This is a genomic window from Hyphomicrobiaceae bacterium (assembly GCA_041397645.1).
In the GTDB taxonomy this organism is placed as follows: Bacteria; Pseudomonadota; Alphaproteobacteria; order Rhizobiales; family Hyphomicrobiaceae; genus Hyphomicrobium_B.
This window is the reverse complement of the sequence record JAWKWE010000005.1, coordinates 144,569-159,066: the sequence shown is the minus strand read 5'-3', so window position 1 is coordinate 159,066 and position 14,498 is coordinate 144,569. Positions and strand designations below refer to the sequence as shown.

At 59.8% G+C, this 14,498-nt stretch carries 12 protein-coding genes; all 12 read right to left on the bottom strand.

Translation table 11 applies throughout. From position 1 onward, the window contains the following. Positions 1-23 precede the first annotated feature (23 nt). The 12 genes from R3D51_14605 to R3D51_14550 all read right to left on the bottom strand — a co-directional run bounded on the left by R3D51_14605 (position 24) and on the right by R3D51_14550 (position 14,467). Positions 24-2,006: a heme lyase CcmF/NrfE family subunit gene (locus tag R3D51_14605; GenBank protein ID MEZ5900712.1), complete on the bottom strand. Its 1,983-nt coding sequence runs from the start codon at positions 2,004-2,006 to the stop codon at positions 24-26. Positions 2,007-2,040: 34 nt separating this feature from the next. Then, on the bottom strand, positions 2,041-2,502 hold the full coding sequence (gene ccmE / locus R3D51_14600; protein MEZ5900711.1) for a cytochrome c maturation protein CcmE: 462 nt from the start codon (positions 2,500-2,502) through the stop codon (positions 2,041-2,043). A gap of 84 nt (positions 2,503-2,586) precedes the next feature. Next, positions 2,587-3,765, bottom strand: coding sequence for a c-type cytochrome biogenesis protein CcmI (ccmI, locus tag R3D51_14595; protein MEZ5900710.1), 1,179 nt, complete (start codon positions 3,763-3,765; stop codon positions 2,587-2,589). Positions 3,766-3,909: 144 nt separating this feature from the next. Next, on the bottom strand, positions 3,910-4,380 hold the full coding sequence (locus tag R3D51_14590) for an RT0821/Lpp0805 family surface protein (protein ID MEZ5900709.1): 471 nt from the start codon (positions 4,378-4,380) through the stop codon (positions 3,910-3,912). A gap of 197 nt (positions 4,381-4,577) precedes the next feature. Further along, the gene (locus R3D51_14585; protein ID MEZ5900708.1) at positions 4,578-5,963 is read right to left on the bottom strand and encodes a sensor histidine kinase; all 1,386 of its coding nucleotides are present in this window, start codon (positions 5,961-5,963) and stop codon (positions 4,578-4,580) included. Next, positions 5,953-6,624 (bottom strand): response regulator transcription factor, encoded by a 672-nt coding sequence (locus R3D51_14580; protein ID MEZ5900707.1) that lies wholly within the window; start codon positions 6,622-6,624, stop codon positions 5,953-5,955. The genes R3D51_14585 and R3D51_14580 overlap by 11 nt, the downstream gene beginning before the upstream one ends. Positions 6,625-6,723: 99 nt before the next feature. Further along, entirely contained in the window at positions 6,724-7,092 is a 369-nt protein-coding gene (locus tag R3D51_14575) for a hypothetical protein (protein ID MEZ5900706.1), read from the bottom strand. Positions 7,093-7,109: 17 nt separating this feature from the next. Continuing rightward, a complete protein-coding gene (locus R3D51_14570; protein ID MEZ5900705.1) occupies positions 7,110-8,534 on the bottom strand; it encodes a TIGR02594 family protein in 1,425 nt (474 codons plus the stop codon). Between the two features lie 34 nt (positions 8,535-8,568). Next, positions 8,569-12,525: a glycoside hydrolase/phage tail family protein gene (locus R3D51_14565; GenBank protein MEZ5900704.1), complete on the bottom strand. Its 3,957-nt coding sequence runs from the start codon at positions 12,523-12,525 to the stop codon at positions 8,569-8,571. A 3-nt stretch (positions 12,526-12,528) separates the two neighbouring features. Next, the gene (locus R3D51_14560) at positions 12,529-12,966 is read right to left on the bottom strand and encodes an NlpC/P60 family protein (GenBank protein MEZ5900703.1); all 438 of its coding nucleotides are present in this window, start codon (positions 12,964-12,966) and stop codon (positions 12,529-12,531) included. Then, a complete protein-coding gene (locus R3D51_14555; GenBank protein MEZ5900702.1) occupies positions 12,963-13,832 on the bottom strand; it encodes a DUF2163 domain-containing protein in 870 nt (289 codons plus the stop codon). The genes R3D51_14560 and R3D51_14555 overlap by 4 nt, the downstream gene beginning before the upstream one ends. After that, the gene (locus tag R3D51_14550; protein ID MEZ5900701.1) at positions 13,829-14,467 is read right to left on the bottom strand and encodes a DUF2460 domain-containing protein; all 639 of its coding nucleotides are present in this window, start codon (positions 14,465-14,467) and stop codon (positions 13,829-13,831) included. The genes R3D51_14555 and R3D51_14550 overlap by 4 nt, the downstream gene beginning before the upstream one ends. Positions 14,468-14,498 lie beyond the last annotated feature (31 nt).

Sequence of the window (14,498 nt, the reverse complement as noted above, 5' to 3'; positions counted from 1 at the left end):
AGTAGCATGGTACAGGCGCACCTTCATGCAGCCACCGCTCCCTTGTTCGAACTCCCGCGGATCGGCGCGCCAATCCGCAGGCGGCGATCGGATAGCGAGGCTGCGCCGCCAAGGAACATGATCAGCGCACCGATCCAAATAAACCGCACAAGGGGGTTGAAGTAGAGGCGCACCGCGTAACCGCCTCCTTCGAGCTGCTGGTCTCCGATGACGATGTAGAGATCACCGCGCCACGAATTGTGAATTCCTGCTTCCGTGGTCGGCTGCGGCGGCATATCGTAGATCCGTTTGGCCGGTGCCAACTGCGTCACAAACTCACCGCCACGCATGACGGTGAAGATTGCGAGTTCTTCGCGATAATTGGGGCCGAGGTCACGAGACGATTCTTTGAAAGTGACATCATATCCAGCTACTTCGATCTTATCTCCCGGCTTCATCACGAGGACATGTTCCTCGCGATAGGCGCTCGTCGCCACAATCCCAACTACCATCATGCCGACGCCGAAATGGGCCAACAGCGTCCCGTACGCAGACCGCGGCAGGTTGCGCGCGCGCCGCACAAATTCTTCCCGACTTGCCTCGAAGAATTTGGTTCGCAGAAGCCATTCACAAATGGCGCCGACCATCACCCAAACACCGATCGCAATTCCAAATGGTGCGAGCGACGCCTTGGCACCCGACAACGCAAACGTCGCTATGGCTGCGATAACCGCCGCCAGGGCCGCAAGCCACAGGCGCTGCATAGCGCCGAAAAGATCGCCTCGCTTCCAGGGAAGAACCGCACCAATCGGCAATACCAAGAGAAGCGGCACCATGAGCGGCACGAACGTCATGTTAAAGAACGGCGCGCCGACAGATATCTTGTCCCCTGTCAGGCCTTCAAGCGCCAAAGGATAAAGCGTTCCGACGAACACCGTCGCAGCTGCCGTTACCAGCAGCACGTTGTTCAATACCAAAGCGCCTTCGCGGCTGATGGGGGAGAACAGACCGCCCTGTCGCAACTCCTTCGCTCGCAGCGCAAATAGCGCCAATCCGCCGCCAGTGAACAGCATCAGAATGGCGAGAATGAAAACACCGCGTTTGGGATCGACAGCGAAAGCGTGGACCGAGGTGAGAACACCCGAACGCACGATGAAAGTACCCATCAGCGAAAGCGAGAACGTCAGGATGGCCAACAGCACCGTCCAAACTTTCAAACCTTCGCGTTTCTCCATGACAAGTGCAGAGTGGAGCAGTGCCGTACCTGCGAGCCACGGCATGAACGAAGCGTTCTCGACCGGATCCCAGAACCACCAGCCGCCCCAGCCCAGCTCGTAGTAGGCCCACCACGATCCCATGGCGATGCCGATCGTCAGAAACATCCAGGCGGCAAGGGTCCAGGGACGCACCCAGCGCGCCCATGCGGCATCAATCCTGCCCTCGATCAATGCGGCAATGGCAAACGAGAAGGCAATCGAGAAACCGACGTAGCCTGTATAAAGGAAAGGTGGATGAAACGCGAGCGCTGGATCCTGCAGGATCGGGTTCAATCCGTTGCCATCGGCAGGCGGCGGATAAACTCGCATGAAGGGGTCAGACGTCGTAACGAGAAACAACAAGAAGGCAAGCGCGATCGAGGCCTGCACTGCAAGCACGTGCGCCTTGAGAGTGGGCGGGAGATTATTGCCGAACGCGGCTACGGCAGCACCAAACAGCGCGAGGATCAAGACCCATAGCAGCATCGAGCCTTCATGATTTCCCCACACGCCGGAAATCTTATAGATGAGCGGCTTCGTCGAATGCGAATTGGCGGCAACATTTTGGACCGAGAAATCGGATACCACGTAGGCGTGCACCAACGCCGCAAAGGCCAATATAAGAAGCAGAAGTTGCGCCAGGGCCGCCGGTTCGGCGACGTTCATCAAGCGCTGATCGCGTCGAGACGCGCCCAAAGCAGGAACGATCATCTGCACGCCGGCAACGACGAGCGCCAGAACCAATGCGAAATGTCCAAGCTCTACGATCATATCGGCATCTCTCGCTTCTGCTTTGCCATTGAGCTCAGTTTTGGGCCGAAGGGTGGCTCGCCCCCTCGCCAAGCTTCACGCCTTTCGCCTTCAAGGAGTCTGCAACCTCCTTGGGCATGTAATTCTCGTCGTGCTTGGCGAGCACGCTATCGGCCGTAAAAATACCCTTGTCATCGAGCGCACCTTCCGCGACGACGCCCTGCCCTTCGCGGAACAGATCAGGAAGCACGCCATTATACGTCACCGGAACATCCTTCAACGTGTCGGTCACCGTGAAAGTCACATGCGTGCCCTCGCCCCGCTTCACCGATCCAGAGGCCACCAGCCCGCCGAGCCGGATGCGCTGTCCGGGCTTAACATGCTCTTCGACAAGATCACTCGGCGTATGAAAGAAGACGATTGAATCCTTCAAAGCAAACAGCACGAGAATGGCCGCGACGCTTAAAATGGCGACGCCTGTTCCGATTATGACGCCTCGCCGCTGTTTGCGTGTCATCCCTTTACCTCTTCTTGAGCGTCATTAAATGACGCCTCGAATATATATGTGCCGGCGCGCTAACGCTTCAAACTTAACAAAGCGTCAGGACCCCAGTCCCAGCGATTTTGCAAGGCCATCGATCGCTTCCAACGCCTTGCTGTCTCCGGCAAATTGCTTGCGCGCATCCGATAGCGCCGTCGTGGCCTCGGCGTCGCGACCTAGCACCTTGAGGGCACGCATTAGCTTCAACCAGCCTTCGAGATCGTTGCCGTTCTCCTTCAGCCTTCCTGCCAAGCGCGCGACCATCTGATCGATCATGGCGCGTTGCTCGGCCGGCAGGGCGGCGACCGCACTTTCAGGCTGGCTCCCCGAACTTGCCTTGCCGTCTCCAGAGGCCGTCGGCGACGTGTCGGCTTGCGCGGCCGGTTTGCCGGATGAGCCGGATGCCTGCGCCTCCAATTGCTTTAGCCGCTCAGTAACGGGTGCCCGCCATGCGGCATCCTCAGGCGCCTTGGCGAGCAAGGCTTTGTAATCCGCAATCGCGCCAGCGATGTCGCCGTCCTGCTCTTTCGCGTAGGCAAGCCAAAGTCGCGGCTCAGTACTGTCAGGAGCAAGCTCTTTGGCTCTTTCAAGCGCGGCGCGCGCCTTCTTGGAAACGATACCATTGGCTCCGCGAATATCCGCGATGGCCATGCCCTCCAGACGTTTGGGCGTTTCGCCTAGAAGGCGAATGGCGTTGGCGTAGGCTTCAACCGCGTCGTCAAAGCGCCCCAGCGACGCGTACACTGGCGCGATGACATCCCAGCCCTTGCCATCATTAGGCGCGGCGCGCAGACGCGCTTCCACTTTGGCGACTAGATCGGCTGGCGTCGCTTTATCGGGTGCGGTTGCCAAGCGCTCGGCCAGCGGCGCGCCGGGCATTCCGGGTGTACCGTAGGCAAGATAAATCACAAGAGCAAAAACCGGAACGGCGACCGTGGCGATCGTATAGATGGTACGATACGAAGAGCGCTCTTGGCTTGTCGATTCAGACTTCGCGGGCTCGTCGATATCTGGCAAGCGGATGAGCCTGCGTGAGACCTCCGCGCGCGCCGACTCCGCTTCCGCCTCGCTCAACTGCCCACGGGCGAGGTCCGCCTCGATCTCTGCCAACTGATCTTTATAGACAGCAACATCCGCAGCGTTGGAAGCAGCCGCAGGAGGTGCCGCACGCAAAAGCGGCCTCGTGATCCAGAAGGTCACCAGGGCTGAAAGTGCCGCCACCAAAATCCAGAAAATCATTCAGGCAATCCCAATCGGCTCGGATGAAGCCAATAGGCACCTACCCCTGGAAGTGCAAGTGATGCGTCAGCGAAAAGACGCTTGTGTCGCGGAAAATTGTCCCGCCGCTGGTTGACTTGGCAGGCTGTAATGACACTTGCGAAATTAACCGACGTTCTGCCAGGTTCCATCCGGGCTGCGGCAGGCAGTGCCACGCATCTGCTCCGGCTTGCCGTCAATATAGACCGTGTGCGTGAAGTCGCGGCAATCTTCGCCGCCACGTTTGTATGGTTTGCTCGGCACGACTTCGCCATAGCGGCCATTATCTGGATTGTTCCACTTACGTGGAACGCCGGAATTACCGCGTTCCAAGGCGTCGTATTCAGCGGCCTGCGCAAGCTCACGGTCGCGCTGGTCCATGTTACGGCCGATCTCGCTGCCAATGATGCCGCCGACCACAGCGCCCGCCACCGTGGCCAGCACATTGCCACGTCCTTTTCCGATCTGATTGCCGACAATGCCACCGGCCACACCGCCAAGCACAAGGCCCGTATCGGACTTGTTGGGTCCATTAGGGCCGCATCCGGCAAGTGCCGCAGCAAATGCAGCCAGCAAAGCAAAGCGCGAAAAGCGCATAGCGCACCTCGTGAAAATCCCTGCCGCGAGCGTAGTCTGGCCCTCGCGGATAGCCCCCGTTTTCAGACCGCTAACCTCAGATTGTGCAAGCGGCAAGGCGGTTTCACTTCCCGATTCGGGCGTTTATGGGGAAAGGTGCTTCGTGCGGCGCACCAGCCTCACCCGCCGAACCCGAAAAAACGCAATATTTCAACACATCAGGCCGCTGGAAGGTCGAGAACCACCAAAAGGCCGCCGTGCTCGGATGCATCGAGCCGCATAGAGCCACGGTAGGATGTTGCTAGATCGCCGACGATCGAAAGTCCTAGGCCCGTGCCCGGCTTGCTCTCATCGAGCCTCATCCCGCGTTTGCCGATTTTGGCCCGCTGCTCCGGCGACACGCCTGGACCATCGTCCTCGACAGCCACCTTCAGCCGACGGCCCGATTGTCCCGGCTCGGCGGACGCCGCCACGGTGACGGTGAGATAGACGCGCTTGCCCGACCACTTGCAGGCGTTGTCGAGCAGATTGCCAAGCATCTCCTCAAGATCGTGCTTTTCTCCCTGAAACTTCGCGCCAGGAGCTACAGTCATGCTGATCGTAACGCCCTTGTCGCGGTTGATGCGTTCCAAAGCGCGCACGAGAGGTTCCGCCGTCGGCTCAACGGGCGTCACTCGCCCCAGCGTGCCCGCGCTGGCCGCCATCCTGGCACGGTCGAGATAGTGGGACACCTGCTCGCGCATTATTCCGGCCTGTTCGGCAACCTTCGAAGCAAACGCGCCTTTATCCTCGCGCGCCTCGTTTGTGATGACGGCAAGCGGCGTCTTCAGGGCATGTGCCAGATTTCCGACCTGCGTGCGCGCACGCTCCACGACATCCATGTTGGATTGTATCAGCGCGTTAAGCTCGCTCTGCAGCGGCTCGATTTCGGCAGGCAAGCGGCCGGCAAGTTTCTGGGCGTCACCCGACCGGATCAGCGCAAGCCCCTTTTCAATCCGACGTAACGGCAGCAAGCCGAAACGAACTTGAACAAGCGTCACTCCGAGCAGCCCCAGACCGACCAAAGCCAGAGCAGTCGTGAGACGATTGCGGAACTTTGCCACGGTCGAGTCGAGCCAATCCAGCGGACCGGCAACAATGATTGAATATTTCGTCTTGTCGGGATCGTGCCCGGGCGAGTCGATCACCTCTAACGTTCGGATCGACTGACCGCCAGGCCCTGGAACGTTTGACCACCGCGTGCCGGTATCGTCGGTCGGAAACTTCTTCTGATAGGGAGAGGGGAGAACTTCACTCGCAAGCGAGGGCGAGACAAGTCGCCGTCCGGGAGCACCATCTATCGGCTGAATTTGCCAATACCAACCAGAATGCGTCACTTCAAACAGCGGCTCATATTGGTTGTTTGGACGAACAGGCTCATCGCCGTTCGTATTCATGCTGTCGAGCGTCAGCACGGTCAGCAGCTTTTTCAGCTGGATGTCAAACGACGTCTGCACGTCGTTGCGATAAAGATTGTAGATCAGATAGCCCGCCAGCGGCAGCACCAGCAGCGTCCACGCAACCGAAGTCGCAAACAATCGGAAGGCGAGCGAGTTACGCCGCATCGCCGTCCTGGCTCAACCGATAGCCTAGGCCGCGAACGGTCTGGATGATGTCGCCTGGAATTTTCTTGCGCAACCGACCGATGAACACCTCGATAGTGTTGCTATCTCTGTCGAAGTCCTGATCGTAGAGATGCTCGACCAGCTCCGTGCGCGACACGACACGACCGTTATGGTGCATGAGATAGGCAAGCAGTCTAAATTCGTGGGATGTCAATTTGACCTGCTGGCCCTCGAAGGTCACACGCGCCGATTTGGTATCAAGGCGCAGCGGGCCGCACTCGATTTCAGATTTGGCATGGCCCGAGGCACGCCGCACCTGCGCGCGCACCCGCGCCAGCAACTCCTCCATATGGAACGGCTTGGCGAGGTAGTCGTCGGCACCAGCATCCATTCCGGTGACCTTGTCGCTCCACCGGTCACGCGCGGTCAGAATAATCACCGGCATGTTGCGATCCGATCTCCGCCATTGCTCCAGGATCGAAATACCGTCCATCTTGGGTAAGCCGATATCGAGGATCACGACATCGTAGGGCTCGGTATCGCCGAGGAAGTAACCCTCCTCGCCATCAAAGGCGGTATCCACGGCAAAGCCCGCATCGCCCATGGCAGTGACGAGCTGACGATTGAGATCCTTGTCATCCTCTACGACGAGTGCGCGCACGGTTCATGGCCCATTGCTATTGATGTATCGGCGTTCCTTATAATGGCACTGCACCGAGAATTTCTAGGGTCCCTTTATTTCCGGCAATTTTTCCGGGGATCACTTGGCCGGCGCGGCAGACGGCTTTGCGTCCACCTCCATGTTTTTCAGCGAACCGGACGGATCGCGCACAACCAGGCGATAGACGTAGCGAACGCCCGCCAGGCACAGTTTTACCTGCACAATCCGGCCCACGCCGCGATCTTTCTTGTCTTCGGCCAATTGCTCAACGGTGCGCAAACCATGTTCGCGCACGATCGACCCGGCCGCCCCCCAGTCAGATAAGCAGCGTTCATCGCCAGCCAGCGTCGAATCCGACGCTGAAAGGAGCAACAGCGCCCCTGCTCCGGCGCAGGCGCCAGCGCCGATAATCCGTCGAAGAATATTATTCATCCCCAAAGTAAAACGCACTACTGCTGAACCCGGCATGAACGGCTCCGACGAGCCTAAAGTTTCAGACTGAGATCACGACGTGACAGTTGGCTGACGGCCGTGACACGTCCGTAGATCGTGAGCAACGTGCCAATAAGCGCCATGACGGCTTGAATAGCACTCGCCCCCTGCTCGCCAATCTGGCGTACGACATCGCCGGACAGGTCGATCCCAACGAGAGGGCCCAACACGGGAGCAAGAGTTGCCACCGCCGTAATCATCGCCCCCCAAATTGTCTTGGAGTGCCCCCACCACTTGGCGGACGATTGATTGTCTGACGTGTCGGGATAGGTGATCGGTTCCATGGTTCGTTCTCCTTTGCCTGAAATTGGGTTTGAAGGCTCAGCCGCCGCACGATTTGGCAGCGGCGCGGCGGACTGTTCTGCGGACGCGCTGGTCGCACTTGGCAGATTGGTGGAACTTGCGAGTCTGGCGGCTTGCGCTTCACCCGCATCGACCCGCGCAAGCCAGCCCCGGCCGAAGCGCCAGAAGTGCGGCAGAGCGCGGTAGCGTTGGCGGCGCAGATCCGCGTATGCGGCGACAACCGCGAGAGGCTGGCGCGCGCCGACAGCTGCCAGCGTGCGCGGACCAATCTCTCCATCGACATCTACATCGACAGCCCGTTGAAGCAGTCGCGCCGCTCCTGCAACGCCGTGATTGACGCAAGCATCAAAGTGGAACAGCGCGAGCGGCGGCGGCAATATCCCACAACATCCCGGCTGCCAATACCGCGTGCGATAGATCTCTGCGACAGCGTCATCGGATATCCGCTTCAGCTCTTCAATGAGCCCCGCACGCGATGATGTCTCCAGTGCTACCCCGCGATAGCGCGCAAATACTTCCAAGGTGATGCCGCGATTGGTGGGACCGCCCGGATCATAGGGATCGTTTGAAAAGCCACCTTCCATTTCGAGGACATGCGCAAGAGCGGCGGCAAAGATCGTCTCAGTCGCGGCATCGTGCGAGGCTGATGGGAGATCCGCTGGCGATGTTGGGAAAGCTCCCTCTCCGAGCACCTCGTTCGGCCAACGATATCCAAGTAATCGGCCTGCATCGAAAGGTGCGACTGAAACGCTGTCGTCCTGATTTCCGCCCAGCAGAAACAGGCTTTTGTGGTTCCGGCCAACGACAAATCCGACATGGCCGGCGCCAGGATCAGCTCCCCGGCTCAATACGGCCACCGCTCCGATACGACCTGCCTCCAGCGTCGTACCCCAATCAAGATAGGAGCGGGCAAGCAGAGATCCGGTCCCTTTCATTCCGGCGCGTGCCAGCATTGCGCCGGTGAAGGCCGCACACCAGGCAACCGCGTCCTGCTTGATATCGGCGCGACCCGCTTCTTTGTAGTACGCGAGCACGCTCGGCGTGTTGCCGGCACCTGGTGTTTCGCGCACGCCATACTCCGCCCAGGCCGCAGCCATCCACGCAGGCTGTTCCATCGTGTTTCCACTTCGCGTTTGAAGAAGATTGCAATCAGAGGATCGCGGTGCCTGCGCTGCCGCGGCCATAACGCGCGCTCATCTGGCTCACGCGTAGGCTCACGGACGCCTGCACACTGCCGAAGTCAGCAATCTGTTGAGCCGCGCTGTAGAGGACGCTCGGAGACGAAACGGCGATCGTGCGTTTGACGATCGATCCAAAGAGAATATCGACCTCGTAGCTTTCATTCTCTTCTGAAAGCGGGACATCAACTGCGTCCCAGTTGTCACCACCAGAGCGCGTGCGACGCACCCAAGTCACGGTCAAATCGCCGCCCACGGACCGCGCACCACGAATATGCACGGGCGCGTAGGGTCGCAATCCAGCACCCGCAAACGCATGGACCTCGGTATTATAGGACGCATCACCGATGCCGCGATTGGAAGGCCCGTAGCGCCAGTTGTAGGGAAGGCCAATCTGATCATAGCCAATTCCCGCACTATGCACGGCGCCGTCCAGCAGCACGAAGCGCGAGCCTGCGTCCAGCAGGGCAGCAATCGCCTCGCCTGTTCCCGCCTGGCCACGCAACAGACCGCTGAGTTCGTAGGTCGAGGCCCCCACCAGTGTGGCATTGAGAAATTGAACAACTTCCCAAGCCCCAGGCGATGTTTCGATGGCTACGGTATTGACGCCACCGAGTACACTGACCAGATCGGCCGATGTCAGCGCACCGTGCGAAAGCCGAACAGTGATGCGGTTCGCCCAATCAATCCGGCCCTCTGGTCCGCCTGCCAGCGTCGAAAGCGTGCGCCCCATAGTGGCGGGCGCGCTGATCAGCGCCTTGAGGGCAAAGCCCGTCGTTTGAGCTGAGGCATACAACGAAACGCCGCCAGGCCATGGGATCTGTACCGACGCCACAAACCCGTCCGCTTCCTCTTGCGTCGCGGTGAGCAAGGGCAGATCGAGAAAGGCGAGAGTAGGCGATCCTATCTGTACCGGTATCGTAGCGCGCGCGGGCCGGTCAGAAACCAGAACCGCGCCATAGACGTCCGGGTCCGCTGCGAGCGCCGTTACGGAACGGGCATTACCCTCCGTAATTTCAGTCACGCGCACGAGACGTTCGCGACCGTCTTTCGTCAATCGCACCAGATCGCCGGGCTCGACACTAAGCGCGCTTGGGGGAAGAACGAAGCTTGCGCGCTCGCGCGCGGCCCACGTTTCAAACAGCCACGTCTCGGCAATCTGTCCTGCAAGTGGCGCATCGAGAACGATCGCAAGATCGGCTTGCGCCGTCCGTCCACTCGCGCTAGACAGCCGACGCGCTTCGGCGACTGCCTGCTGATAGTCCTGTTCCGCCGAGATAAAGCGCAGCTTCGCGGTTGCCGGCAATTCCGTTTCCTGACCGCGCGTCAGAGAAAGCAAGCCCGCGCCTGGTCGGGTCTCGACGAGTTCATCGACATCGAGCTCTGCAACGGCTGCTTCGCCTGCACGATGTCGAAAGTGGATCTTGCCTGCGCTCTCTATGCTGTCGAAGAAGTATCCCAACTCCAACGGCTGGAGGGCATCGCGCGCCGCCATGATACGGTCAATGACGTATCCTGGCACGACACCAAATAAACCGCCGACCTCGAAGGCCTCGAACTCATAGTCGGCCAGCATCTGCTGCACGAGTTCGGAGAGCGGTGCGCTGGCGAGACGGCCATTCAACCAATGTCCGAACTGCCAATTGTCGCCGTCACCCCAGATGTCGCGTTGCTGGGGAAATGCAGGATAGGGCCGCGCATCCCAACAATAGATATGCGTGCGTGCGACATCGACCATGCGCGCGCCGCTCACCGTCGAAACGGGATTGGCGCCGGCGATATAGCCGTCCTTCGTCCAATCGAAAGCCTCGATAAAGGCCTGCAGAAAACGCCTCTGCATGAAGTCATCGCGCGTGCGCCGCGAATAATAGGGGTATTCGCTCTCCGAACTCTTAGGGTCGACGAACACATTGGGCTGATTGGCGCCCTTATCGACGGCAGGACAGCCAACCTCCATGAACCAGAACGGTTTGGACTGTGGCACCCACGCGGTCGGCGTCGAACTCTCGATACCGCCAGGACGATTGAAGTGCGGGTTGAGCCACCAGGACTTCACGTCCTTGTAGCGATAAATCCACGGCTTTCCCAAGGCGTCGTTGATCGGTGCGCGCGTTTGTGCGTCGCGATCCGCTTGGGAGGCATAGTACCAATCATACCCTTCACCACCCTGCACATTCGACTTCAGATACTCCAGATCGTAGATCGAACGATAGCCCGCAACGTAGTCGGCGTGGTCACGCCCGTCGCGCCAGTCGGACAGAGGCCAGTACACATCGACGCCGATCGCATCGATCGCGGGCGAGGCCCACAATGGATCGAGGTGGAAATAGACATCATGACTGCCATCGGCGGGCTGATGCCCGAAATATTCCGACCAATCGGCGGCATAGGACACCTTCACGCCGGGCCCGAGGATCGTCTTCACATCCTGAGCTATGCTCGTAAGTGCATCGACAAATGGATACAGACCAGGCCCTGAGCGCACCCAGGTCAATCCGCGCAGCTCCGTGCCAATGAGAAAGGCGCTGACGCCGCCAGCCGCCTTGGCGAGATAAGCCTGATGCAACACCATGCGCCGGTAGGACCATTCGTTAGGTCCGGAGTAAACGACCGTGTCTCCCGATAGAGAGAAGTTCGACGGCGCCGCAGTTCCGACGAAAGCGGCAATCTGAGTGGCGGCGGCCGCAGTCTTATCCGGCGATCCAGCTACGTCCGGTGCCGGATGACAGGTGATGCGTCCCCGCCAGGGATAAGCCGCCTGCTCCAATCCGCCATATGGATCTGGCAAGCCATTGCCTTCGGGAACATCCATCATCACGAAAGGCGTCAACGTTACGGCGAACCCGCGCGCGGCCAGATCGCGGATTGCTGCGATCACCGTTTCATCGGATGGCGTCCCGCCATAGGCAGGTCGTCCGTCTTTCAAAGAAACTTGATAGGCGTTCGCACGCGATACACCAGCGACCGACCACTGCAATGGTCCGGTCTGCGTGCTTCCATCTTCCACGCCAGGCACGATCTGACATGCGTTGGCACGCAGATCGGTCCCGAACCAACTCACGACCAATGACGCCGACTCTGCATTGGGCAGCGTAGCCTGAAGCTGATCGATGCCTGCTTCCCAATCGGTCGCCGCTTGGCGCATATGGACGTTGACGGCTTCAGAGACGCCTTCGAGCACGCGCTTTTCCACCGGCTCCGTGGCATAGACAAACTCGCCTGAGCCCGGAATGATCACAACGCCGCGAATGTCTTGCTCACCGCCCGCAACACCGCGATAGACCTCGAAGGAGAACTGAGGCACGCGGTTTCCAAACTCCGCCAACGCCAGCTTCTGAAACACGATGTAGGCAACCCCACGAAATGCCGGCGCGTATGGCGCGCCAAGACTTGCTGAGATCAGGCCGTCGGGCTGCTGAGTTTGCGTGCCCGTGTAGAGCCGCCAGGTCATACTCGATAAATCGATCTCTTGACCGTCGGCCCAAACGCGTCCGATGCGTGTGATGGGGCCTTCACAAAGCGCAACGGCGAAGCTCGCATAGTAGCGATACTCGGTAACTTTGGTGCCGGCGCTGCCGCCACCAACGCCCTTACCTGCACCCGATGACTGAGTGCTGGTTACGATCTCCTCTTCAAAATCTTGCGCCCAGATCACTTGACCGCCCAGACGCGCGCGACCGTACAAGCGCGGAATGTTGGCCCCCTCGGTCGAGGCTGTAATTTGCAAATTGCTGAGCCTTGGGCCCTCAACGGCGCGGCTTGCGCCAGAACTCCCAAACAGCGCGTTGTCGATGAACGATCCCGCCAGTGCGCCGATCTGGCTGCCTAGCGTGGCGCCGGACAACGTTACACCGAGAATTCCAATTCCGGTAGGCAGCAGCGCGCTACCAGCCGCAGCGCCAACGGCTGCGAGTGCAAGGGTCGCCATGTGTCATGCTCCTGGAAATCTAAAGACGGCGGCGACCCGCCGTTGCCACCATGATGACATCACCACTTCGCTGACAGGTACGCCTTCCATGGCGTGGATCATGATGCCAGGGCCCGAGAGGATCGCCGCATGTTTGGCGACGACGCCGCGTTTCAGCCGAAAGATCACGACATCGCCGGGCAATTGCGCGCCGGCGTCGACTTCAATGAGATGACGCCGCGCCGCAGCCAACATCCGCTCTGTCTGATCGGCCTCGGCCCAATCAGGCGAATAGGCAGGCGGCGTTTCGGCATCGCATCCATAGATCTCGCGCCATACGCCTCGGACCAGCCCCAGGCAATCGACTCCGACACCCTTGAGACAGGCCTGGTGATGGTATGGCGTCCCAATCCAGCTGCGCGCTGACGCAACAATGCGCCCCGAACTCACCGACGTGCTCATGACGCTGCCCGCCTACTGGCGATGCGGGTAAGAAAATCGTTCCCCGGCATATCCGGAAAGCCGCGGAAGTTGACGGCATTGGCGAAGCGCGTGGCACAAGTCTCGATGCGCTTGTCGCAGCCCGCCGTCACTATGATGGCGTCGCCGACGTTGGGCGGACCAGACGCCTCGCTCCACAACTCCAAGCTCACGATGCCTGCCGATTTGACGTGGCTTTTGATCTCTATTGCCAAACCATCCGACGCACCGCCTGAAAAACGCGCAAGCCCTCGCGCGAAAAATCCGCTCTCATAGCCATCGAGCCCGGTGAGATGGAATTTGCGTGCCGACAACACCGTGCTTATCGTGCCTATCGCTTTGAAGGTTGGTGTATCAAGATCTACCCCGCACCGCGCGTCGCCAAGATCGGCATCGCAGGTATATTGAAACAGCCGCCCTTTGGGTTGTTGAAGATAGTGGGCAAGGCCGCGCACCTCCGCCGTGAAGCTATTACCGGCGCGGCGCACCTCACCCAGACTGCCGGTTCGCATGACCACGCGCTCATCGGGATTTTTCCAATTGACCCGAAAGATCTCGACACGTGCATCATCGTAACGGCCCGCCGCGAGGTCGTCTTCACTCAGAGAAGCCGAGCTAAGCGCCCCGGTCACTTCGAGGTTGTCGACCGACAACCCAAGAGCATCTGTAATCTCGCTGGCAGTAAAGCCAGACGAGGCTTCAAACGTCGTGCTGTCGAAGCTCAAGGCGCGATCGTGGTCGGTAAAGCCCTGCACCGTGCCATCGTTGCGCGTCAGCCGCCAGCACCAGCATAGTGTCGTCGTGCCGCTATCGAGATGAGCCTGCAGGCCTGGGGTTAGATCCTTCACAGCCGCACCTCAACGATGGGAATGTTGGGAATGGCGCCGGAAGCAAAGCCCGATAAGTTGATCTCAAGCTTATCGGTATCGAAGCGGACCGGCACATCGAAGACGAACCCGGCCGTCACGCTGTCCCCTGCCGCAGGAAGCGAACCGGGGAGGAACGTCACCACGCCCGTGGTGTCGTCAACGACGAATTGCGTTCCTTGCGCTTTCACAGCGCCTGAGACCGCGACGAGGACACTGCCCTGCACCGGCTTCTTGATGAGGCGCTGATAGGGTGCGAACGTCGCGCCGTATTGCTTGGTCAGCTGAAACGTCGCTGCCACGCCGTCGCCGATGCCAATCTCCTGATCGAACGCGCTCGGCTCGCCTTGCGGACCGCATGATTTCCAATCGGCATGATCGCGCCAGCGAAAGCCATGCAGGCGGCCGCGACGCTCTTCGAAAAATGCTATGACGGCATGCAGATCGTCCGTCGACTTGATACCGTAGCCCGCGTTGTAGTTGCGCCTGCTATCTGCCCAGCGACTGTTGCGTTCCTCGTACCCGGATCCGAGCACGACGATGTCGGTGCGCCTCTCCGGTCCGCCCTGCGCGTTGCGCGAAATAGCGGTGGGAAAGCGAACTTCGTGAAAGCTCATATCTAGCCTGCTTATTTCGATCCATTCGCTG